The sequence below is a fragment of the Alkalihalobacillus trypoxylicola genome (genome assembly GCF_001590785.1).
GTDB lineage: Bacteria > Bacillota > Bacilli > Bacillales > Bacillaceae_D > Alkalihalobacillus > Alkalihalobacillus trypoxylicola.
The window spans coordinates 443,096-464,698 of record NZ_LTAO01000012.1; the positions used below are offsets into that span (position 1 = coordinate 443,096).

Here is a 21,603-nt window from a genome sequence, read left to right on the forward strand (position 1 = left end):
TTTTTTTGTTAGTTTACATGATTCGTCATTAGACTTCAAAAATGGAGGATTTTTAGGCGAAAGCAGGCAATTACTGTAGAAAGATTTTTGGGAAATGTCGAGCTTTTTTACAAGGAAAGTGCTAATAAAAAAAGAAATTGTAAAAAGATGCAGTCAAAAATTGGAGGGAATCAAAATGAGCTCAGCGACAAAGGAAAAAATGCTAGATGCTGCTATGACTCTTTTTCATGTACAAGGATATGATGGAACAACCATCCGTCATATTGCAGAAAAAGCAAAAGTAAATGTCGCACTTGTCTCCTATTACTTTGGTGGAAAAAAAGGTTTGTTTGAAGAGCTTATGGTTCGTTTTTTAGAAGGGTATTTACAAAAGGTAGAGGCACAAAAAAGCATTTCATATGAAAATGAAAGAGAACGTCTCGCTCAATTGATAAAGGAATTGTTAATTTATCAACAAGTCAACCATCATTTAGCAAGAGTGGTTCACCGAGAGTTAACCTTAGATTCAACACTAGTAAGAGAATTGATGTCCACTTATTTAAGAAAAGAAAAGCATGAGATTGAAATCATTTTAAAAAAGGGGATGAAAACAGGTGAATTTGTGAAGCAACCATTAGATTTGCTTACCATTCACATACGAAATCTCATTATCATGCCTTATTTGTACCCACATTATTTACAAGAGCTATGTCAGCTATCTACAACAGAGCAATATTTTATGAGAAGATATATTGAGCAAGTCAATGATTGGATTAATAAATGTTTGTGTAAAGAGGAGGGGCAAGGCTTGAAAAAAAATAAAATAATGGTACCCCTCGTATCTACTGAAGGAAAGTAGTATTTATGTGGAAAGCATGGTGGTAGGAATCACTTCTTTACCTGCCATCATTGCTTTGACCTGGTGAGCATCAGAACCGTAAACAAGTGGGATTCCTTCTTTAAAAGCTATTTCTATTATTGGCAATGGAGGATAGGTCTCTTGACATAATGGTTTTAAAGTACCTGCACCATTCAAATCTAAAGACATCTTTTCTTCTTTAATAAGAGGAAAAAGCTCGCTTACTTTTTCACTTAAAGGGTAGGTTTGTGCTTGGAATTTTTGTTTGAACTTTTGTGTTAACGTAATATGGCCAATTCTTTTTGGTTTATAACGACCAAGATCTGTTATAATCGACTTTTTTATCGTCTCATAATAATGATCATGAACAAGCTCAACTGTGCCTAAAGAACGAACCATACGTTCAAAATGCTCAGGGCTATAATCGATACATATATACTCATTTTGATGCTTTAAAAAATGAACAGATAAAATACTATCATCGAGTTCTGGTCCTACCTCATTTAAAAAAAACTTCGTCTCCTCTTCGTAACCTTCAATAAAATCAACTTCTAATCCAACTTTAATTGAAAGTAGGCTTTTATACTTCTTTTTGACTCTTTTGACTTCATTTAGATAAGGATATAAATCTGCTTTTGCCATTGCACTATCTTGGTTTGGAACAGGATCAATAAAAGAGGATGGCAAAGGAGCGTGCTCTGTAAAGGTAATTCCCTTTAATCCTAGCTCGAGCGCTCTTTCACAATAAGCTTCTAACGGGTCTTTTGTCCCGTGTGGACAAAAGAGGGTATGAAGGTGACCATCATATAAAATCATTCTCATTTAACTCCTTTTCATTCTAATTGTGAAGCTTTTTTAATGAGTAAAATACATACAAATATTTGTTTTCATGGTATCATATTAACAAGAATAAAAGATAAAAAAAGAAGTTTTTGTAGAATTAAAGAGGATTTATGCCTTTTTTGGAGAAAAAGTTCTCTATATAGATAAAAGTGATTGAATTAAATTAACTGATCAATGATGATAGAAAATACATGAGTGAATGTCATAATGGCTCTATAAGTGAATAAAACCGAACAATTCTTATAAAAATGTCTTGAATGTTTGTTGAGTAACTTGTTGATTTGTAACGGTAGGTAGTGACTCCAAAAGGATGAGCGCCGTTTGAAGATCCACTCTGAGGAAGCTCTGCGTAGTCAGAGTTAGCTGAAGACAAGCCCTTGGGAAAGCATCTACCTAAAGTGAAAATTAAAAAAACAATCGTTCGATTTTCATTATAAGATATGAATGATGAAATTGATTCACATAGAAGAATTTTCGAATGAAATTTTAAGGGTGTTTTCCGTGTTATACGAAAGGATATAGGATGGGAGTCTTTAAACTTTTCTCAACTTACTGTCAGAATCAGAATCATTTTTCATTCTTTTTAGTCATGAATAGCTAGTACTTTAGAAGGGAGTCTTTGAATGTTTTACTATATTCTTTATAGTTTAATTATAGTAATTGTCGCCGTATTTGTTGTGGGTATGTTGTTTAGAAAGAAAATTTATCGAGAGGTAGATAAGTTAGAGCTCTGGAAAAATGACATTTTAAATCGAGCTATACCTGAGGAGATTGGAAAGGTCAAAACATTACATATGTCTGGAGAGACAGAGGAACGATTTGAACTTTGGAGAAGTGAATGGGATGAAATCGTAGGTACTATTTTACCTGACATTGAAGAAGAATTGTTCAATATAGAGGAATTTGCCAATAAATATCGCTTTAAACGTTCCAAAAATTTAATTGACCTTCTGAATAATCGTCTAAATAGTATTGAAGAGCAGTTAAAAGTGATGCTTGGAGATATTCAAACGTTAGTTGAGAGTGAAGAGAAAAATCGTAATGAAATTGGTGAAATTCTTACTCAGTTTGAAAATCTTGAAAAAGAGCTTATACGTAAAAGAGGTTCTTTCGGGCAAACGATCAAATCCTTAGATACGATGGTAGAGAATATTAAAAAGGTTTTTTCAAGTTTTGATGAAGCGACCAACAAAGGAAATTACCTTAAGGCTAGGGGATTATTAACAGAAGTTCAATCACAGTTAACTTTATTACAAGAATACATAGAGAAATTGCCGAGTTTACTTGTTCAAATTCAGGTGACCATTCCAAATGAGTGTAAGAATCTTCGATTAGGTATCCAAGAAATGGAGGACTCTGGTTATTATTTGAAATCCTATGAATTTGAAAATCAAATTCAGGTGATCGATAAGGAACTAGAGAACTTTACTAAAGATATTCAAAAGCTTGAATTGGAAGGTTTAGAAGAAAAGTTGACTAAATTGAGTGAAAAAATTGACTCGATGTATGGTTTACTAGAGGACGAGGTTGATTCCAAAAAGCAAGTCACCGAACAAATTCCAGTCCAAAAGGAAAATCTACTTCAGCTAGATGATAAGCTACAAAAGTTAATGGCAGAAACCAACCATGTCCAGTTAAGCTATCGCATAACAGATGATGAGTTAAAAAAGCAAGAAAATATCCGTAAAAAGCTACAAGATTTAACAAAGCAGCTACAAGTGATTGTGGATGTCACTGAAAATGAGAAACAGACTTTTACTTCTATCCAAGATATGCTTGAGCAGTGGGGAAGTTCGATTGTAGAAGTGAAGACTAATATGGAAGAAGCTAAAGCTCGTCTTGACACGTTAAGAGAAGATGAATGGAAGGCAAAGGAAACAATTGTTCAGCTTAAACAGGTATTAGTTAATAGTAAGCGTATGATTAGAAAGAGCAATATACCTGGCTTACCCGTTCATGTTATGGAAAAATTAAAGCAGGGTGAAGAGATTATCAAAAAGACCACTGCTCAATTAGAACAGGTACCTTTGGAGATGGGGCGTGTCAATGCTTTAATCAACGATGCAGTTAAAATGGTTAAAGATAATGAGGAATCGATATTAGAAACAATAGATGAAGCGGAATTGGCTGAAAAATTAATTCAATATGGTAATCGCTATAGAAGTCAATCTGAGGGGATTTATGAGGCATTAACAGAAGCAGAGAAGCTTTTTAGAGATTTTCATTACGAAGAAGCGATAGAAGTGACCATTTCTGCAGTGAAAAAATACGATCCGAATGTAGAGAATAAATTTGTTAAAGAGGAAGAGGTCACAGCAAGCTAATCAAAAGAAGGATAAACGACCTCCATCTTAAAAAACGACTGTGTTATAATGGAATGGATAATAGTGAATAACTCATAGTTGGGGTTGGCACACCTTCTTGAAGGGAGGTGATGCCTCTGGTCAGTATAGCGGAAGCGTTGACATTAATGATTTCCTTTGGGATGTTAATCTTAGCGATTGTATCGTTAGACCGAAAAAAATAAGCCCCCTATGAGTTAGTGGCTCAAAATAGGGAAGCTTATTTCTTTATTGTTTAGTTAGCCAACCCTTCTAAAAGGATTCACTATTTCACGCCGCTAATGTGTCAGCATTAGCGGTTTTTTTAATGTATGATTCCTTACTAGAATTATACGCTATAATCATGAATTTGCAACTGTCTATACCATCCAATTAGTTGGAAAAAATTTTTCTTACATTAAATTGAAGAATTTCTTCTAAATCATCGATAGTAACGAGGAAATATTGAATCGTATCTAATGATTGGTTTGAATCACTATATCGACTTAAAATATCCTTTTTTAATTGTTCTATATCTATAGAATAGTGAGTAGGTTGCTGTGAGCTTCTAGTAAGACAGCCTTGAGGGACGGTTATAAATGCAAGGGATTCATGAAAATCCTCTTGAAAGAACCTTTCATATGGCATGTTCAAAGTATAGGTACAATATGAATGAGTAAAATCTGCTGGTAGAAGCATCCACTGAGGATAAAGGTGCCCATCGATTTCATCATAATAAATACTCGCTTTTTTCAACTTAACATTTCCCTCTCTTTCTTTACAAATGAAAAGGGGTATGACAGGAAGCTTGAATGAAGAACAGCATAAATGTATGATGCTCCGGCTTCCTGTTCGTTTTTGAATATAAATATTATACACCCTATTATTTTACTAAATAAATATGAAACAGGTTCTTGAATCAGATAACCTTTACAACTGGAAAACGTTTCAGTTTTTTTTATTGCTCAGTGAACAAAGCAAGGTTTGCTAAAGTAGATTGTAAGCCTGTAAGATGGTCTTCTTTACGTACTCCAGTCGGTACATCATAACAATTAACCGTCACTTTCGTTCCTTCAGATACTTCTTCTAATAGCCATTTTTGAATCATTTCACCTTGGAAAGCTGGATCGGTTGAATTAAAATGTACAGTCATGACAATACGCTCATTCTTTACTAACTCTAAAAATAACCCTTGGGTTTCATCCGTATTATGAGAAGTTTTACCTAATGTGGCATCTGCAACATAGGTAAGTGTCATTTTATAAGCTCCTCCTTCACGGGGATCAAATGATACAATCTGTCCTGTCATTCCTTGAGGCGGTAGCCATGATATGAATGATTTTGGTTTCAAAAATGCCTGATAAATCGTTGGAGGCGGGGCTAGTATTACTCTTGAAGCAGAGTCTATTCTCCTGTTTGTTGATAAATGATTCATAATAAAATCCTCCTCTACATTATTTTTATCTTTATTTTATCATTTTTAATGATAGTTGATTTCTTAATAATTGCTTAAAAATTAGAAGTAAGTATAAATAGAATAAGAACAACGAATTTTAGCTAGAAAGTATGGTTTTAAAAAGTGAAACACGAGCCCGAACAGTGATCGGCCTCGTGTTTTTATTATTCAATTAGGGAATGGCAGCTAGTTGTTTTAGAAATGACTTCTTCAAGCTATTTTCATAATAGCTTTTTTATTAAAACTCTTCATAAGTGGCAGGATCTTGCTTATGCAAACGACCATTTTCTCTTGTTAAGGAAGATATAATCTCCATCTCTTGTTCCTGTAATTCGAAATTAAAAATGGAAAGATTCTCTTTTTGTCGACTAGCATTTCCTGATTTTGGGATAGCGATAGAATCAAGCTGGTAATGCCAGCGCAAAACGATTTGTGCTAGCGATTTTTGGTATTTGTTAGCTAGCTCCTGAAGCTGTTTGTTTTCAAAAAGTTCACTACCTTCTTTTGAACGAACAAGAGGGCTCCAAGATTGTGTTTGAATATTATGCTGTTTATGGTATTCTCGTTGATTTTCCTGATTAAAGAATGGGTGGAGCTCAATTTGATTAATAGCAGGCTTTATACCAGTTTCCTTCATAATCCTATCCAAATGCTCAGGAAGGAAGTTACAAACACCAATCGAACGAATATTCCCTCTTTTTTGTGCCTCTATAAGAGCTTGCCAAGCTTCAACGTATTGATCCGTTATCGGATTGGGCCAATGAATGAGATATAAATCATAATAATCTAAATCAGCTCGAAACAATGATTCTTCGACAGTCGTTAATGCTTTTGAATACGCTTGATAACGTCCAGGCAATTTTGAAGTAATATAGAGTTGTTCACGTGGAAGGTGTGTACGCTTTACTGCTTCACCAACCGTTCCCTCATTTTCATAATTGTAGGCTGAGTCAAGCAAACGATATCCAGCATTTAGGCCTGTTAATAAAGAGTTAACACCTGCTTCACCCTTTAATTGAACCGTACCTAAACCAACAGCAGGTAATACATGACCATCATTCAAATTAATAGTAGGTATTTTTACTTCCATGTGTAACACTCCTTTCAATGATTTAATGGAAATTATACCATTAAGTACCTTTGTATATATGTTCTGCCTTAGTAAATGGTGTATCCATTAACTGTAACCTTTTAAAGGAAGAATTAAACTATTTTTGCAGAGAAAACTTTAACTATATGAGTTATAATTTTGTTAAAAAGAAGTCAATAATTTTATAGCTGAACTGCTTGTTATTTCAACATATTATGCTAACATATAGTGATGCACAAATGTTGTACGGATTTAGTAAAGGGGTTATTACTATGATTTATTTTGATAATAGTGCGACAACAAAACCTCATGAACAGGTTTTGACATCATATACAAAGGTAGCTAGTGATTTTTTTGGTAATCCTTCATCACTTCATACTCTTGGTCTTGAAGCCGAGAACTTATTGGAAAAATCTCGTAAGCTTATGGCGGAAGAGTTTCAAGTAAAAGCAAAGGAAATTATGTTCACTTCTGGTGGCACAGAAGGAAATAATTTAGCGATAAAAGGGACTGTGTTTGCTAAAAGAAAAAAGGGTCACCTTATAACGACAATGATTGAGCATGCTTCTAGTTATGAGGTATTTCAAGAATTAGAAGCATTAGGTTATGAAGTCAGTTATCTTTCGGTTAATCATGAAGGCAAAATTTCAGTGGAAGAATTAAAACAAACGATTAGGGATCATACGATACTCGTTTCCGTTATTCATGTAAACAATGAAACGGGCTCGATACAACCTATAGAAGAAGTGGGTAAGTTCCTAAAAAACTATCCTCAAATTCGATTCCATGTCGATCATGTACAAGGAGCGATAAAAGTACCTTTAAAGGTTTATGAATATGGAATTGATATGTGTACCATATCTGCCCACAAATTTCATGGACTAAAAGGAACAGGAATGCTATATGTCAAAGAAGGTCATCGCTTGTCTCCATTATTGCATGGTGGAAGTCAGGAGCTTAAATTTAGAGCCGGAACGGAAAATACAGCTGGAATCGTGGCCATGACAAAAGCATTTCGTTTAGAACGGGAAAGACAGCTTCAAGGTAATTTAAAGTTAAATCATTTAAAGAACCTATTAATAGAAGGCTTAAAGGCAATTGAGCATGTCACGATCAATACACCGTCCGAGGGAAGTGCACCGCACATTGTTAATTTTTCTGTAGGTAATATTAAACCTGAAATACTCATTCAAGCATTAGCCAAAGAAGAAATTTATGTTTCAACCCGTTCAGCATGTTCGTCCAAAATCTCCCAGCCAAGCCGCGTTCTATTAGCAATGGGCTTAGATGATACCAAAGCGAACAGTGCGATCAGAATTAGCTTCTCTTATGATAATACAGAGGAAGAGGTAGAAATGGTGCTAAATCATTTAAAACAATATATTCCTCATTTTTTATCTGTGACGAGAGTTTAATGAACATGAACAAAGAATAACAAACGGAGGATATCAGCAATGGAATATAATCATATATTAGTTAGATACGGCGAATTGGCACTAAAAGGAAAGAATCGAAATCTTTTTGAAAAACAATTGCAGCAAAATATTCGTTATGCACTAAAGTCATTTGAAGAAATAAAGGTAAGAAGAACTTTTGGTCGAATAATCGTCGAATTAAATGGCGAAAAATATCAAGATGTTGTTGAAGCTCTTCAATTTGTATTTGGTATTCACTCATTAAGCTTAGCGATTAAAGTGAATAATGACTTAGAGCAAATGAAAAAAGCAGCTCTACAATTATTAAAAGAAAATGAAGAACCCGTTCAAACCTTTAAAATCTCAGCGAGACGTGCGTATAAGCCTTTCCCAATTGATTCACAATCGTTAAATCATCATATTGGCGGATTTGTTTTAGCGAACACGGAAGATGTAACGGTGGATGTCCATAATCCAGGTCTTAATATATCTGTAGAGGTCCGTGAAACGGCAACGTATATTACTTCAGGGGTTTATTCGGGCGCTGGCGGTTTGCCTGTTGGTACAAGCGGTAAGGTTTTACTGATGCTTTCTGGTGGGATTGATAGTCCTGTTGCTGGGTATCAAATATTAAAAAGAGGAGCTAAGTTAGAAGCTATTCATTTTCATAGTCCTCCTTATACAAATGAACGTGCTAAACAGAAAGTAATAGATTTAGCCAAATCATTAACCAAATTTGGTGCGAGTATCAAATTACATTTAGTCCCTTTTACAGATATTCAAACGTATTTAAACAAAGAAGCGCCAAGCAATTTCCAAATGACGTTAATGAGAAGAATGATGCTAAGAATTAGTGAAAGAATTGCCAACCAAAATGGAATCCTTGCCCTCGCCACTGGTGAAAGTCTTGGACAAGTAGCGAGTCAGACGTTACACAGTATGAATACGATTAACGAAGTAACCAATTTACCTATTATAAGGCCATTAGTAACGATGGATAAATTAGAAGTAATCGCACTTGCAAAAAAAATCAATACGTATGAGACATCCATTTTGCCTTTTGAAGATTGCTGTACTATTTTTTTACCAGCAGATTCTAAAACAAGACCTAGAAGAGATCAAGCACAAAAATTCGAAAGCTTTTTAGAAATTGAGCCATATTTACAGAGAGCTGTTGAAAATACGGAGACTTTATTTATATCAGCTAAATCGAATCAAATAGAAAGCGAAGAGTTGTTCTAGAAGTGTTTCCATAAAAATTACCAGTTTTTATTTTGCATGTTTTCCTTCTTCCTGTGCATTCTATTAGTACAGAAGGAGGTGAGAGATATGGCAAATAACAATAGCTCTAACCAACTTGTCGTACCAGGTGTACAACAAGCACTTGACCAAATGAAATATGAAATCGCTTCTGAATTTGGAGTTCAATTAGGACCAGATTCAACAGCTCGTGCTAACGGTTCTGTTGGTGGTGAAATCACTAAACGTTTAGTACAAATGGCTGAACAACAAATGGGTGGCTATCAAAAATAATAATTAATGGATGAAAAGAGAGAGTGGGTAACTACTCTCTCTTTATTTAATTTCAATATAAAGGTAAACTATATAAAAAATCAGTACATCAGCTTGGGAGTTGAGAAAATGGGTACACTTTGGCACAATGCCATCTTTTATACAATGGAAAAAGAACAAGAAACGGTTGAAGCGGTATTTGTAGAAAATGGCGAAATCAAAGCATTGGGATTATATGATGAGCTGGAGAAGCGATATCGAGACGATATTCTTGAAAAAAGAGATTTAAAAGGCGGATATGTTTATCCAGGTTTTGTTGATAGTCATTTACATATGCTTGGTCATGGTGAAAAGCTACTTCGTTTAGATTTATCTGAAATATTTTCTTCACAAGCGATGCTAGAAAAAATTCAAAAGTCTGTTCATGATGATTCTAGCTGGATTATTGGCGAAGGCTGGAATGAAAATAATTTTATTGATCGAAAAATATTCCACCGTGAAGAATTGGACACCATATCAAATGATAAACCGATGTATTTATCAAGAATTTGTCGACACGCTGCTTTGGTTAATACAGAGGCTTTACATATAGCTGGAATTACTAAAGAAACCGCTAATCCAAGTGGTGGTGTAATCGTAAAGGATGCAGATGGAGAACCAACGGGTTTATTGTTAGATGAAGCCGTTGAATTAGTCAAAAAGCATATGCCAAAATGGGACCCAAAACAGCTATCCAATGTATTACGTACTTCAATTAAGGATTTACATAGAGTAGGTTTAACAGGTGGACATACAGAGGATCTTTCTTATTATGGAAACCCTTTAAAAACCTTACGTGTATTTGAAGAGGTTATAGAACATTCCCATGAGCATACTTTCAGAGCTCATCTATTGGTTCATCATAAAGCTCTGGAGCAATTAAAAGATGATTCCTTGAACCAAAAAAGAAAGTATGTAGAGACAGGTGCAATGAAGTTTTTTACGGATGGTGCTTTAGGGGGAAGAACGGCTCTATTATCTGAGCCTTACACAGATGATCCTAGTACTTCGGGAGTAGCGATTCATGAACAATCACAGGTCAATGAATTAATAAAATATGCACGCGAAAGAGGCCTAAATATTGCTGCTCATGTAATTGGTGATGCGGCTCTTGAGATGACTTTAAATGCGATAGAAGCACATCCTTCTCTTCATGGACGAGACCGTTTGATCCATGTTCAAGTGTTAAGAAAAGATTTACTAGAAAGAATGAAAAATCTCCCGCTTATTTTGGATATTCAACCAAGATTTGTAGCTTCCGATTTTCCTTGGGTGCAGGAGCGTTTAGGGATGGAAAGATTGCCTCTTTCTTTTGCTTGGAAGACTTTATTAAAAGAAGGATTTATGTGTGCAGGAGGATCAGATGCCCCTATAGAACCGGCCGATCCTTTGTTAGGCATACACGCAGCTATAACAAGAAGAAAGCCAGAAGATGGTCACCAAGGATATAATCCAGTCGAGCGCTTAACGGCATTTGAGGCTGTTCAATTGTTTACAGCAGGAAGTGCATTTGCCATTAGTGCAGAGCAAACAAGAGGAAAAATAAAAGAGGGTTATCTGGCAGATTTTACCGTGCTATCGAAAGATATTTTAACGGTAGACCCTGATGAGATTTTGGAAACGAATGTTTTATATACTATTATTGATAATAAAGTGGTTTATCACAGGTAGCCGAATGCGTTCAATTTAGTTCCAAGAGGGTTCTGGATGCATAGCCCATCTGTTAATTACTTAAATTCCTTTCATTTTAGCTTTGGTCAGTCAATTAGCATGGTCAACTATTCAAAAATAAAAGTTAAATATGTTTATTTCTAATTCATTTAAGGTATAGAAAAATATACGAAGATGTTATGTACTAAAAAATGATTTGAATTAGTTCGTTTAACTGGAATCTTTGTTATTGGCTCTACTTTTAGTGTTTCTGCAGAAGAAATCAAATCACTAAAGTAGAAGGAAAATAAAATGCTAGAGAGTAAGGTCATTACTATGCCTTGCTCTCTATTTTAGTCAAAGGAGAGAATGGTTTGAGTAAATTAATGATTGGTTCTACGTTTATAATTGTTGGGGTTTTAATATACCTTGGAATTTTTTTAGTTACGGCAACAATACTCGCTAATTTAGTAAATGCACTCGGTCCTGAAGCTGTATTAAGAGAAACGTGGTTATATTACCCTAATCATTACATAGCGGCAGTAGCATTTGTAATAATCGGAATTCTTCTATGGGTATGGCATATTGTTGAAAATATCATATCATCAAAAAATAAATGAGGCTATAATAAGATAAGTGAAAGCTTCCTCCTCATCTTCCGGTTTCTCATCCGTCTGAAGCAGCTCTCCTTCTACTACGGCATCCAAATTCAATTTCCTGATAAATGGTTTTTTATAATCCTGGATACGAAAAAGTCGCTTTCAATGCAATGTTTCTCCAGAGCGTTGACTACTTCGAAAGCCTGTTCCTATTTCCCGAACTAATAATCCAAGTGTTATACCATTTAACCCCCACCTTTATTTTAGGCAAAGGTAGGGGTTTTCTTCAATCATGCTATAGAAATTTCCTTTGAACTCGATGCCAAAAAGAGTTGTCTTTTAGCTTCAACACCTTTACTTGTCGATTAGCTAATTTTATTTGAACCTGCTTGGCTTTGCGAATAGAAAGAGCTTCATTATCAACGCCGATAATTGGATGCTCATTACCGGTTTGAACGACCTTTAGCGTTAATAATCTTTCTGAACCTAGTATAAAGGAAGTTCCTAATGTTCTAAACTCATTATTATTTAAAGAAGAGACCTCACTTACCTGCATCGATGGTAACTTCGGGTCTATGATTGCCCCGCCGACCGATTTATTATAGGCTGTGCTACCAGTAGGGGTAGAGACAATCATACCATCTCCACGAAACGTTTCGAAATGGTGATCATCAATAATGACTTCTAATACGAGCGTCTTAATAATACTAGAACGAATAGAGCATTCATTGAGACAATAGAATGGACTTTTGTTATCAACCGATACTTCTAAAACGGGATATCTTCTTACATCTTGCTCGCTTTGTTGAAGCTCATGGATGAGAGGCTCTAAATCGTTAATCATAAAATCGGTATAAAAGCCGACTTGGTCTATGTTTACTCCTAGATACACATTGTCATTTCGGAAGCCAGTTTTTCTTATGGCTTGTAAAAAGGTGTTGTCTCCACCGATACTTATGATGTATGAAGCATCGTGAGGAGTTGAACATGGAATGAAGCCGTTTTTTTGGAGTGCATTCTTAACTAGTTCGGCGTGTGAAATCATTTCTTCCGTTTCTTTATAAAATAGATAGACTTTTTCTTTCGTTTCCATGTAACATCTTCCCCTCTACTGAATAAATACGTATATTATTTTTAACCTTATTACTTTCTATGTTATCATAACCTTTGATCAGGAAAAAGAAACCAAATGGTGAACGGAAAATTGAATGTTCAATTTTTTGTAAAGAAAGGAGAACTTGAATGAACGGAAAAAGATGGATGGCTTTAGGAGCAGTAGCTTTTCTATTAATGATTGCGGTCATAAGTAATATCTATTCATTTGCACGAACAACGATGGAGGATATAGAAGGAATGGGTTCTATGTTCTCGCCTACTCTTGAAGAAACAGTCGAAATTGGTACCGAACCAGGAAAGATTGTATTAATGGAATTAAACGGTATTATTCAAGACACTGGTGGCAGTGGTGGAATATTCGCGGTAGATACATATAATCATCAGCAATTTTTAGAGCATTTAGAGTATGCGTCGCAAGACCCTCAAGTAGAAGGAATTGTAATCCGAGTGAATACACCTGGTGGTGGTGTCGTCGAAAGTGCTGAAATCTATGACAAAATTTTGAGTGCAAAGGAAGAGTATGAAATTCCTGTTTATATCTCAATGGCGAATATGGCGGCTTCAGGCGGCTATTATATAGCGGCTCCAGCTACTAAGATTTTTGCTAGTGAGCAAACGATTACAGGTTCAATTGGTGTGATAATGGAATCAATTAATATTGCAGGGTTAGCAGAGCAATTTGGTATAGAAGTGAATACGATTAAAAGTGGAGAATATAAAGATATTATGTCTGCTACAAGAGAAATGACTGATGATGAAAGAGATATTCTGCAAAGTATAATAGATGAGTCTTATGAAGAGTTTGTCCGTATTATTGCAGAGGGTCGTCAAATGGATTCGGAAGAGGTTCGGGAAATTGCAGATGGGAGAATCTATACTGGAAATCAAGCTTTTGAATTAGGATTAGTGGATGAATTAGGAAATACAGACGATGCGATTGCGGATTTAAAAGAAATGATAGATGCAGATGTTTCAGTCGTTAAATATGGTGGAGGTTCTTCATTCTCAGACTTATTTAAGCTACTAGCTCCAAATGCTTCATCTAAACCAGAACATGAAATGGCGGCTATTTTAGATTATATCTCAGAACAGCGTACGCCAACTTTAAAATATCTTTATTCGGAATGATAGGAGGAGCGAACGATAATGATAGTAGAGCAAATGACTCAACAAAAACAAGGTCGCTCCGTTCATTCGAAATTAAAAGCGAGAACAAGAGCTAGAGCGTACAAGTCTATAGATAAAGAAATAGAGAAGGAAGAGCACTTGATCGAAGAAAAGCAAATACTTGTTAAAGAGCAAAGATATGCTGGATTTTGGTTGCGGTTTTGGGCATTTCTGTTTGATTTAATCGTGTTATATGCCATTAATCAAGTCTTGTTAAAGCCAGTTATACAAATGGCAGGTTTAGAATCACTACATATTATAACGTTTAGTGCTGGTTCTATTCTGTATGCGATTAGTTTTTTTGCTTATTTTGCATTGATGACGAAATATACAGGGCAAAGTTTAGGGAAAATGATTATAGGTATTAAAGTCATTTCTATTGATGGAAAACCATTATCTTGGGGAACGGTCCTATTTCGAGAAGGTGTTGGTAGACTTATACATCAAATCTTCTTCTTCACTAAATTCATATACATTGTGATAGCTTTCACTCCAAAAAAACAAGGAATACATGATATGATTGCGCAAACTGCGGTTATTCATGTGGAAAAATGATTTTAAATAAACCTTTTAATTGTCTTTCAATTAAAAGGTTTATTTTTACATTTCGAGGAAATGATAGTAACTAATGAATGGATGAACCTAAAAGTAGGTGAAGGAAATGATTTGGTTCATATTAGCTTTTGTTTTTATTCTTTTGCTGGTTACGTTAATGAGTACAAAGCTAAATATCAATATTCAATACTATCATCATTCTTACAATGATCTGTTAACAATATCAGTAAAACTGTGGGCTATGCACATTTATACATTTTCATCCCCACTTATGAACATAGAACCTTCAAATCTAACTGTTGAAATAGATGAACAATCCAATTCACCTTTAGGTAACAAAAAAGATAAAAAAACGTTTGATTTAAAATGGTTAAAAGAAAAGCTCATTTTGTCAAAGGACTTTTTAGAGCATGTTCAAGGTTTTTACAAAATTTCACGAAGGTTTTTAAAAAAATGGCAAGTACATAATCTAGAATGGAAATCCGAAATCGCGACGGGAGATGCTGTTTTAACGGGGATGCTAGCTGCTGGTTTATGGTCAGTAAAAAGCTTATTTGTTGGAGTTACATCACAATTTGTTACTTTAAAACGAATGCCAATTCTACATATCCAACCTGTTTATCAAGGCAAATTTACAAAAACTGATTTTTCATGCATGTTCTCTTTTCGAATCGGACAAGCTATCATTGCAGGACTATTGATCGTCAAGCATTGGCGCAGTATGAGGAATAAAAAAACGAATATTTCTTCTTCTGCTAACCATTCAATTTAAAAAGGAGGAGACTTATATGGCTGATCATCCAATACAAGGCTTAATGATAACAGCAATGGAAAATTTAAAAGAGATGGTAGATGTGAATACCATTGTTGGTGATCCCGTTGAAACACCAGATGGTAGTGTGATTTTACCTGTTTCTAAAGTTGGTTTTGGATTTGCTGCTGGAGGAAGTCAATTTTCTGTTGAACAAAGTCATAGTGATCATGATTTACCTTTTGGTGGAGGTAGTGGTGGAGGAGTTTCCATTACTCCAATTGCATTTTTAATCGTTAATAGCTCAGGGGTTAAAATGGTTCATTTAGATAATAGCACGCATTTATACGAACGCCTTTTGGATTTTGCACCCCAAGTAATTGAAAAAATACAGAGTATGATTTCTCAAGACAAGCATGACCAACACAATGATCACCACCGTGATTATTCGCCTAAACAACAACCGCCACTTTAAGGCTAGCATATTAAGTTTCTTATTCTTATCATGATAAAGTGAAATGGGGTGTGCTCCGTTTCACTTTTCTAGTTTACTGAATTCACCTGATAAGACCCTATCAAAAGATGGTCTTATTCTACAACAAAAGTATTGGATAAAACTGATAGCCGAATTACCCTCCACTGTTTGAAAAAATTGAAACTGATGAATTATTGAATGTAATATATATAAAGGGCTTTTCTTGCTTACTCTTCCATTTTTCATGTATCATAAAAGAGTATTAGTACATAAGGGAGGAATGAGCATGGCAAACGTAACATTTAAGGGAAATAGTATTCATTTATTAGGACAAGAGGTGAAGGTCGGAGATACAGCGCCCGATTTTACCGTATTAGCGAATGACCTTTCTGAAATTCATTTAAGTAACTATGAAGGAAAAGTGAAGCTAATAAGTGTAGTACCTTCTATAGATACAGGAGTTTGTGACCAACAAACAAGACGCTTCAATACAGAAGCGGCAGGATTAGAGAATACGTCCATTTTAACGATTAGTAATGATTTACCTTTTGCTCAAAAGCGTTGGTGTGCGGCAGCAGGAGTAGAGAATTTAGATACGTTATCTGACCATCGAGATCTCTCGTTTGGAAAAGCATATGGAGTAGCCATCGAAGAGCTACGTTTATTAACGAGAGCTGTGTTTGTTGTTGACTCTCAAAATAAAGTGGTTTACGTAGAGTATGTTCCAGAAGCAACGGATCACCCTGATTATGAAGCGGCGCTTGAAGCAGCCAAAAATGCTCATTAAAAATGAGACGGAAACAAAAGTAGATAGAATAAACCAAACAAAGAACATTCCTAAGAAGAGGGACGTTCTTTGTTTGGTTTTAAAGGAAGTGAGCAGAGGGGGAGCTGAATACACCTAAGGAATAGCTTGTCTAAAGACTCTGGAGTTGGTTCAACTCGACCTTTTGATATCCATTTATTACTAAGCTAGGCTTATAAGATCTTATAATTGAGATAACAAAAATAGTTATAATTAAGGTTCAATCATTATTGAATTGGGCAAAAATAGACTATGTAGTAGACAAAATGGGGAGATTTTGTTTATGGTAGTAGAGATGAAACGGAGGTAGATTATGAAAGACAAACAATTAGAGGATTTGTATGACTTTATCGATAATAGTGCCCATATGCTAAGTGAACAGGAGGATATTCTCTATCTAGATGCTTTAGCTGAAGTTGGAGACCGTTTATTCACTAGCAAAATGGTTGAAATACATGATTCTTTTCAAAAAAAGAAATTAGAGAAACTGTACCAATCCATCACATTTGAAGATTATGAGCAAGAAATAATCAGAAAAGCATTACAGCTAGCGGTTTTAAAAGGCATGAAAGGAGCAACCCAACCGCATCATTCCTTAACACCAGATGCTGTAAGTTTATTTATTTCTTATTTAGTCAATAAAGTGTTAAATCAACCAAAACCTTATATACTTGCTGATTTAGCTGTTGGTTCTGGTAATTTATTAACCGCTATATTAAATCAAAGTAATAAAGAGATTAAAGCACTAGGTTTTGAAGTAGATGAAACATTACTGCATTTAGCTTATGTGAATGCGAATCTACAAAAGCACGAGGTAGAGCTTTTTCATCAAGATAGTATTCAAAAACTACCAAACCTTGAAGCTGATTTAGTTGTGACGGATTTGCCAATAGGATATTATCCGAATGATGTGGTAGCCCAAGATTATGAAGTGAAGGCTCTAGAGGGGCATTCTTACATCCATCACTTAATGATCGAGCAAGCTTTAAAACAGACCAAATCTGGTGGCTATTTATTCCTTTTAATACCTAACTTCTTGTTTCAAACCGACCAATCAGAAACCTTGCATCAGTTTTTAAAGAAAGAAAGTGTAATCCTAGGCTTATTACAATTGCCAAGCTCCATGTTTATAAATGATAACCAAGCGAAGAGTATATTAATGTTGCAAAAAAATGGAGAAGGTGTGAAACAAATTCAACAAGCTTTATTAGCAGAGCTTCCTTCCTTTTCTAAAAAGTCAGCACTTGCTGATATGGTTAATCAGATTGATCGATGGTTTCAGAGCGAATTGAAGCTTTCTTAATATTTCTTTTGAAAGGCTTGGAAAAAAGCTGATATTATATAGATCATGTAGAGAAGTTTGAAATGATGTCATTAATGCAAACATCAAGAACGAACCAGAACCCTCCTTGCTGTGAAAGGAGGGTTTTTTGTACTTCTAGATTTCCTATGAAAGACGTAAACTAGCGGACACAAGGCACGGAGACTCCAGTGGGAGGAAGTGGCCATGCCGAAATCCACTTTTTAAAAAAAGTTAGTTCGGCAGCACCCCACTGGACGCGTAGTGCCTTAAGGGAGTGACTAGCCTAGAACCTATCTTATTTGGAATATTGTTTCAATTTTTTTTGATAAATGCTTTTATATAGAAGAATAATAATGTAAACGTTATAAAAAAGCGATTTCAAGTCAGAATATAAAGACTTTATGCAAAATCAGTGAGGATTCCGTGAATTTGCTTGAAAAAGATGAATTAGAATGATTAAATGTAGAGTGATAATAAGAAGTGAATAGATGCATTATCCTACTAAATATAGAAACAAACTAAAGGAGCTGTCTAATAGAAATGGCTAAAATTATTGCAATTAATGCTGGAAGTTCTTCTTTGAAATTTCAGCTATTAAATATGCCAGAGGAAACCATTTTAACAAAAGGGTTAGTTGAAAGAATCGGTTTGAACCATTCCATTTTTACAATTGAGGCAAACGGTGAGAAAATAAAGGAAACACTTGATATTGGTGACCATGAAGTTGCAGTAAAAATTTTATTAGATAAACTTACGAGTTTAGGAATTATAGAGTCTTTAGATGAAATAGAGGGAATTGGCCATAGAGTCGTTCATGGTGGAGAAAAGTTTAATGATTCCGTTTTGATTACCGATGAGGTTTTAAAAGGGATTGAAGAAGTATCAGAATTAGCTCCATTGCATAATCCAGCTAATATAGTAGGGATTAAAGCTTTTAAAGCAGCGCTCCCTCATGTTGAGTCTGTAGCTGTTTTTGATACTGCTTTTCATCAAACCATGCCAGAAAGCTCATTTTTATATAGCCTACCTTATGAATATTATGAAAAGTTTGGTATTCGTAAATATGGTTTCCACGGGACTTCACATAAATATGTTTCTGAACGTGCGGCAGAACTCCTAGATCGTCCGATTGAACAGCTTCGTTTATTATCATGTCACCTTGGAAATGGAGCTAGTATTGCAGCTATAAAAGGCGGAGAGTCTATTGATACATCTATGGGTTTTACACCTTTAGCTGGTGTAACGATGGGAACTCGCTCAGGTAATATTGACCCTGCATTAATTCCATTCATTATGAACAAGACTGGACATGATGCTAGTGAAGTTATTAATATTTTGAATAAAAAAAGTGGGCTTTTAGCTGTTTCTGGTTTTTCAAGTGACTTACGTGATATCGAAAGTGAAGCTGAAGCAGGAAATGAACGAGCTGAGCTTGCTTTAGAAGTATTTACATCTAGAATCCATAAATATATTGGTTCATATGCTGCTCAAATGAATGGTGTTGACGCTATTATTTTCACAGCGGGTATCGGTGAGAATAGTGATGTTATTCGTGAAAGAGTGCTAAAAGGACTTGAATTTATGGGAGTTTATTGGGATCCTTCTTTAAATAAAGTAAGAGGAAAAGAAGCATTTATTAATTACCCTCATTCACCTGTAAAAGTAATCATTATTCCAACGAATGAAGAAGTAATGATTGCAAGAGATACCGTACGATTAGCTCAAGAACAATCATAAGTAAGATAACCTGTTGAAAACCAGTTGGTGTTTTCGGCAGGTTTTTTCATTGAAAGGTTTCAATTGTTTTATATGAAATAGAATATGCATTAAAATAAGAATAGATCAAAACGGATTAATGAAAAGAATACTAACTAGCATAGACTGTATAAAGTCAATCAAAAAGGAGCTGAGTAAATGACTCTAGCTAATTTAAAAGAAGGAGATACGTTCACAGGGTTTTTCTTAGTTAGAGAAAAGGAAATTAAATCGGCTGTAAATGGAAGTGAGTATGGCCATTTTTTATTAGAGCGGCATTTAGAAAAGATTGCGGCAAAAATGTGGGATATAGGAGAAGAACTAAAATCAAGTGTACAAAAAAAATCTATTGTTAAAGTAGAGGGAGTCATTAAAAGTTACCGAAATAGAAAAGAACTATCTATACAGAGAATGAGATTGATTCATGATGAGGACCAAGTAAATGTTACCGAATTGTTAACAAAAGAAGGATTATCTAGAGAAGGATTGTGGCAGGAATTACGTATGTATATGGATGAAGTGGAATCAGGACCTTTAAGGTCAATACTAGTTCAGCTTTATAGTCAAAAGGAATTTAGAGAAAAAATAACAACGTATCCAGCTTCTCAATATGGACATCACGCTTATTATGCGGGGATGCTTGAGCATTTAGTCGAGCTCTGTCATACCGCTGCTCAGCTTTTCCCACTCTATAATGACCTGAATCGCAATGTTGTCTTAGCGAGCTGTTTATTACATAACATTGGTTTAACTAAAATGTTCAACGATGCTATTGCACCTTCCTTGACGGAGGAAGGAGAAAAGATAGGCCTAGTGTCTTTAAGCTATGAAATCATTCTTGATGCTGTGAAAGATGCAGGAATTAGTAGTACTGATCACGAAATAATAGCATTGAAGCATTGTATTATTAGTCAGTACGGTCCCGTTGAAAATGGCTGGGGAAGTTCAATATCACCTAAATCAGCAGAAGCATTGTTTTTTCATCATATTAAAGAACTCAGTTCGAAAATGTCTATGAAAAATGATATTTAAAAGGTACGGAGGTAACGATGTTAAATTCCGATGAGCAATTACATTTACAAGAAATATTAGAGTGGGAAAGCACCTATTTTACGAAAGACAATCAATCCATATTCAAGGGATGGAAGGAAAATGAAACATTACAGAGATTTATAAAAAACACTGAACAAATAAAAATTCCTTCTAAATATTTGGAGCAGCTAGAGGCATTAATGATTCAGCTTCAATCTATGGTTCAAAATGAAAGAAGTGAGCAAGTCATATGGGATAAGATTTTGCGCTATGCGAAAGTGTTTAATCCAGATATACATAGCATCAATGAAATGAAAAAATTAACGATTGATCAACAGCGGTTTCTATCCGAACAATTTATGGCAAAGCAGCGTTTAATAGCAGTTGGACAGGGAAGTGTAACAGGATTAGGAGGTTTATTGACCATATCATTAGATTTACCTTTACTGGCAGCTATTCAATTAAGAACGATTCAGCAGCTTGCTTTAATACATGGCTATGATCTGAAAAATCCAATAGAGCAGGTTATTGCATTAAAGCTTTTTTACCTTACTACGCTACCGAAACCTTACCAATTAGAAAGCTGGCAGCATCTCTTTGCAGAACTAGAATTTCAAAATGAGGAACACGTATTTTATGACGGACAAGAGCATGTCTTTGATCAAGCTTGGATGGGGCAGCTTATGAAACAAATGGGAAAAAATATTATCATTCGGTTTTTAAGAAAGAGATGGATTCAGGGGGTACCGCTTTTTGGAGTAGCTATTGGTGCTGGGGTGAACTATCAGCTGACAAAGCAAGTAACCGAAATGGCTGAGCGATTTTATCAGAAAAGGATACTGCTTTCAAAGTTACACAATAATGTATAATAAGAAAAAGGA

22 protein-coding genes are annotated in these 21,603 nt (G+C 35.1%); 17 read left to right on the top strand and 5 right to left on the bottom strand.

The genetic code is table 11. From position 1 onward, the window contains the following. Nucleotides 1-175: 175 nt before the first annotated feature. Complete coding sequence (gene refZ / locus AZF04_RS09300) at nucleotides 176-838, top strand: forespore capture DNA-binding protein RefZ (RefSeq protein ID WP_061948472.1); 663 nt, start codon at nucleotides 176-178, stop codon at nucleotides 836-838. Between the two features lie 3 nt (nucleotides 839-841). Here refZ and hisJ read toward each other — a convergent pair whose 3' ends face one another. Further along, entirely contained in the window at nucleotides 842-1,654 is an 813-nt protein-coding gene (gene hisJ, locus AZF04_RS09305; RefSeq protein WP_061948473.1) for a histidinol-phosphatase HisJ, read from the bottom strand. Nucleotides 1,655-2,304: 650 nt separating this feature from the next. On the opposite strand from hisJ, the gene ezrA reads away from it, so the two are divergent. Further along, a complete protein-coding gene (gene ezrA / locus AZF04_RS09310; RefSeq protein ID WP_061948474.1) occupies nucleotides 2,305-4,005 on the top strand; it encodes a septation ring formation regulator EzrA in 1,701 nt (566 codons plus the stop codon). A gap of 110 nt (nucleotides 4,006-4,115) precedes the next feature. Continuing rightward, entirely contained in the window at nucleotides 4,116-4,208 is a 93-nt protein-coding gene (locus AZF04_RS22045) for a putative holin-like toxin (protein ID WP_369691768.1), read from the top strand. A gap of 187 nt (nucleotides 4,209-4,395) precedes the next feature. Here AZF04_RS22045 and AZF04_RS09315 read toward each other — a convergent pair whose 3' ends face one another. From AZF04_RS09315 to AZF04_RS09325, 3 genes are all read right to left on the bottom strand, one after another. Further along, nucleotides 4,396-4,758 carry a hypothetical protein gene (locus AZF04_RS09315; RefSeq protein WP_061948475.1) on the bottom strand — a complete coding sequence of 121 codons (363 nt, stop codon included), beginning with the start codon at nucleotides 4,756-4,758 and terminating at the stop codon, nucleotides 4,396-4,398. 202 nt (nucleotides 4,759-4,960) lie between these two features. Further along, a complete protein-coding gene (locus AZF04_RS09320) occupies nucleotides 4,961-5,437 on the bottom strand; it encodes an SRPBCC domain-containing protein (protein WP_061948476.1) in 477 nt (158 codons plus the stop codon). Nucleotides 5,438-5,696: 259 nt separating this feature from the next. Then, on the bottom strand, nucleotides 5,697-6,548 hold the full coding sequence (locus AZF04_RS09325) for an aldo/keto reductase (RefSeq protein ID WP_061948477.1): 852 nt from the start codon (nucleotides 6,546-6,548) through the stop codon (nucleotides 5,697-5,699). Between the two features lie 272 nt (nucleotides 6,549-6,820). Here AZF04_RS09325 and AZF04_RS09330 point away from each other — a divergent pair, with 272 nt between their 5' ends. The 5 genes from AZF04_RS09330 to AZF04_RS09350 all read left to right on the top strand — a co-directional run bounded on the left by AZF04_RS09330 (nucleotide 6,821) and on the right by AZF04_RS09350 (nucleotide 11,784). Further along, on the top strand, nucleotides 6,821-7,963 hold the full coding sequence (locus tag AZF04_RS09330; RefSeq protein ID WP_061948478.1) for a cysteine desulfurase family protein: 1,143 nt from the start codon (nucleotides 6,821-6,823) through the stop codon (nucleotides 7,961-7,963). A 39-nt stretch (nucleotides 7,964-8,002) separates the two neighbouring features. Continuing rightward, nucleotides 8,003-9,205 (top strand): tRNA uracil 4-sulfurtransferase ThiI, encoded by a 1,203-nt coding sequence (gene thiI / locus AZF04_RS09335; protein ID WP_061948479.1) that lies wholly within the window; start codon nucleotides 8,003-8,005, stop codon nucleotides 9,203-9,205. An 87-nt stretch (nucleotides 9,206-9,292) separates the two neighbouring features. Beyond that, nucleotides 9,293-9,496, top strand: a complete 204-nt coding sequence (locus AZF04_RS09340; RefSeq protein WP_045481078.1) for an alpha/beta-type small acid-soluble spore protein — start codon at nucleotides 9,293-9,295, stop codon at nucleotides 9,494-9,496. Nucleotides 9,497-9,604: 108 nt separating this feature from the next. Then, entirely contained in the window at nucleotides 9,605-11,185 is a 1,581-nt protein-coding gene (locus tag AZF04_RS09345; protein ID WP_061948480.1) for an amidohydrolase, read from the top strand. A gap of 353 nt (nucleotides 11,186-11,538) precedes the next feature. Further along, nucleotides 11,539-11,784, top strand: coding sequence for a hypothetical protein (locus AZF04_RS09350; protein ID WP_061948481.1), 246 nt, complete (start codon nucleotides 11,539-11,541; stop codon nucleotides 11,782-11,784). A 274-nt stretch (nucleotides 11,785-12,058) separates the two neighbouring features. Here the strand turns inward: AZF04_RS09350 and AZF04_RS09355 are convergent, their stop codons facing one another. Then, nucleotides 12,059-12,856, bottom strand: coding sequence for an NAD kinase (locus AZF04_RS09355; protein ID WP_061948482.1), 798 nt, complete (start codon nucleotides 12,854-12,856; stop codon nucleotides 12,059-12,061). A gap of 149 nt (nucleotides 12,857-13,005) precedes the next feature. On the opposite strand from AZF04_RS09355, the gene sppA reads away from it, so the two are divergent. From sppA to AZF04_RS09400, 9 genes are all read left to right on the top strand, one after another. Next, nucleotides 13,006-14,007: a signal peptide peptidase SppA gene (sppA, locus tag AZF04_RS09360; protein ID WP_061948483.1), complete on the top strand. Its 1,002-nt coding sequence runs from the start codon at nucleotides 13,006-13,008 to the stop codon at nucleotides 14,005-14,007. An 18-nt stretch (nucleotides 14,008-14,025) separates the two neighbouring features. Then, entirely contained in the window at nucleotides 14,026-14,601 is a 576-nt protein-coding gene (locus tag AZF04_RS09365; RefSeq protein WP_235599952.1) for an RDD family protein, read from the top strand. Nucleotides 14,602-14,707: 106 nt separating this feature from the next. Next, nucleotides 14,708-15,373: a DUF2953 domain-containing protein gene (locus tag AZF04_RS09370; RefSeq protein ID WP_061948484.1), complete on the top strand. Its 666-nt coding sequence runs from the start codon at nucleotides 14,708-14,710 to the stop codon at nucleotides 15,371-15,373. Between the two features lie 16 nt (nucleotides 15,374-15,389). Continuing rightward, nucleotides 15,390-15,827, top strand: a complete 438-nt coding sequence (ytfJ, locus tag AZF04_RS09375; RefSeq protein ID WP_061948485.1) for a GerW family sporulation protein — start codon at nucleotides 15,390-15,392, stop codon at nucleotides 15,825-15,827. Nucleotides 15,828-16,113: 286 nt separating this feature from the next. Then, on the top strand, nucleotides 16,114-16,614 hold the full coding sequence (gene tpx / locus AZF04_RS09380; protein WP_061948486.1) for a thiol peroxidase: 501 nt from the start codon (nucleotides 16,114-16,116) through the stop codon (nucleotides 16,612-16,614). Nucleotides 16,615-16,945: 331 nt separating this feature from the next. Continuing rightward, nucleotides 16,946-17,935, top strand: coding sequence for a class I SAM-dependent methyltransferase (locus tag AZF04_RS09385; protein WP_061948487.1), 990 nt, complete (start codon nucleotides 16,946-16,948; stop codon nucleotides 17,933-17,935). Between the two features lie 540 nt (nucleotides 17,936-18,475). Beyond that, complete coding sequence (locus AZF04_RS09390; RefSeq protein ID WP_061948488.1) at nucleotides 18,476-19,672, top strand: acetate kinase; 1,197 nt, start codon at nucleotides 18,476-18,478, stop codon at nucleotides 19,670-19,672. A 177-nt stretch (nucleotides 19,673-19,849) separates the two neighbouring features. Further along, nucleotides 19,850-20,722: a hypothetical protein gene (locus AZF04_RS09395; protein ID WP_061948489.1), complete on the top strand. Its 873-nt coding sequence runs from the start codon at nucleotides 19,850-19,852 to the stop codon at nucleotides 20,720-20,722. Between the two features lie 17 nt (nucleotides 20,723-20,739). Next, nucleotides 20,740-21,591, top strand: coding sequence for an EcsC family protein (locus AZF04_RS09400; RefSeq protein WP_061948490.1), 852 nt, complete (start codon nucleotides 20,740-20,742; stop codon nucleotides 21,589-21,591). Nucleotides 21,592-21,603: the final 12 nt, after the last annotated feature.

Coding starts and splice junctions, on each gene's coding strand:
- refZ (WP_061948472.1), top strand. CDS start 176: ATGAGCTCAGCGACAAAGGAAAAAATGCTAGATGCTGCTATGACTCTT.
- hisJ (WP_061948473.1), bottom strand. CDS start 1,654: ATGATTTTATATGATGGTCACCTTCATACCCTCTTTTGTCCACACGGG.
- ezrA (WP_061948474.1), top strand. CDS start 2,305: ATGTTTTACTATATTCTTTATAGTTTAATTATAGTAATTGTCGCCGTA.
- AZF04_RS22045 (WP_369691768.1), top strand. CDS start 4,116: ATGCCTCTGGTCAGTATAGCGGAAGCGTTGACATTAATGATTTCCTTT.
- AZF04_RS09320 (WP_061948476.1), bottom strand. CDS start 5,437: ATGAATCATTTATCAACAAACAGGAGAATAGACTCTGCTTCAAGAGTA.
- AZF04_RS09325 (WP_061948477.1), bottom strand. CDS start 6,548: ATGGAAGTAAAAATACCTACTATTAATTTGAATGATGGTCATGTATTA.
- AZF04_RS09330 (WP_061948478.1), top strand. CDS start 6,821: ATGATTTATTTTGATAATAGTGCGACAACAAAACCTCATGAACAGGTT.
- thiI (WP_061948479.1), top strand. CDS start 8,003: ATGGAATATAATCATATATTAGTTAGATACGGCGAATTGGCACTAAAA.
- AZF04_RS09340 (WP_045481078.1), top strand. CDS start 9,293: ATGGCAAATAACAATAGCTCTAACCAACTTGTCGTACCAGGTGTACAA.
- AZF04_RS09345 (WP_061948480.1), top strand. CDS start 9,605: ATGGGTACACTTTGGCACAATGCCATCTTTTATACAATGGAAAAAGAA.
- AZF04_RS09355 (WP_061948482.1), bottom strand. CDS start 12,856: ATGGAAACGAAAGAAAAAGTCTATCTATTTTATAAAGAAACGGAAGAA.
- sppA (WP_061948483.1), top strand. CDS start 13,006: ATGAACGGAAAAAGATGGATGGCTTTAGGAGCAGTAGCTTTTCTATTA.
- AZF04_RS09365 (WP_235599952.1), top strand. CDS start 14,026: ATGATAGTAGAGCAAATGACTCAACAAAAACAAGGTCGCTCCGTTCAT.
- AZF04_RS09370 (WP_061948484.1), top strand. CDS start 14,708: ATGATTTGGTTCATATTAGCTTTTGTTTTTATTCTTTTGCTGGTTACG.
- ytfJ (WP_061948485.1), top strand. CDS start 15,390: ATGGCTGATCATCCAATACAAGGCTTAATGATAACAGCAATGGAAAAT.
- tpx (WP_061948486.1), top strand. CDS start 16,114: ATGGCAAACGTAACATTTAAGGGAAATAGTATTCATTTATTAGGACAA.
- AZF04_RS09385 (WP_061948487.1), top strand. CDS start 16,946: ATGAAAGACAAACAATTAGAGGATTTGTATGACTTTATCGATAATAGT.
- AZF04_RS09390 (WP_061948488.1), top strand. CDS start 18,476: ATGGCTAAAATTATTGCAATTAATGCTGGAAGTTCTTCTTTGAAATTT.
- AZF04_RS09395 (WP_061948489.1), top strand. CDS start 19,850: ATGACTCTAGCTAATTTAAAAGAAGGAGATACGTTCACAGGGTTTTTC.
- AZF04_RS09400 (WP_061948490.1), top strand. CDS start 20,740: ATGTTAAATTCCGATGAGCAATTACATTTACAAGAAATATTAGAGTGG.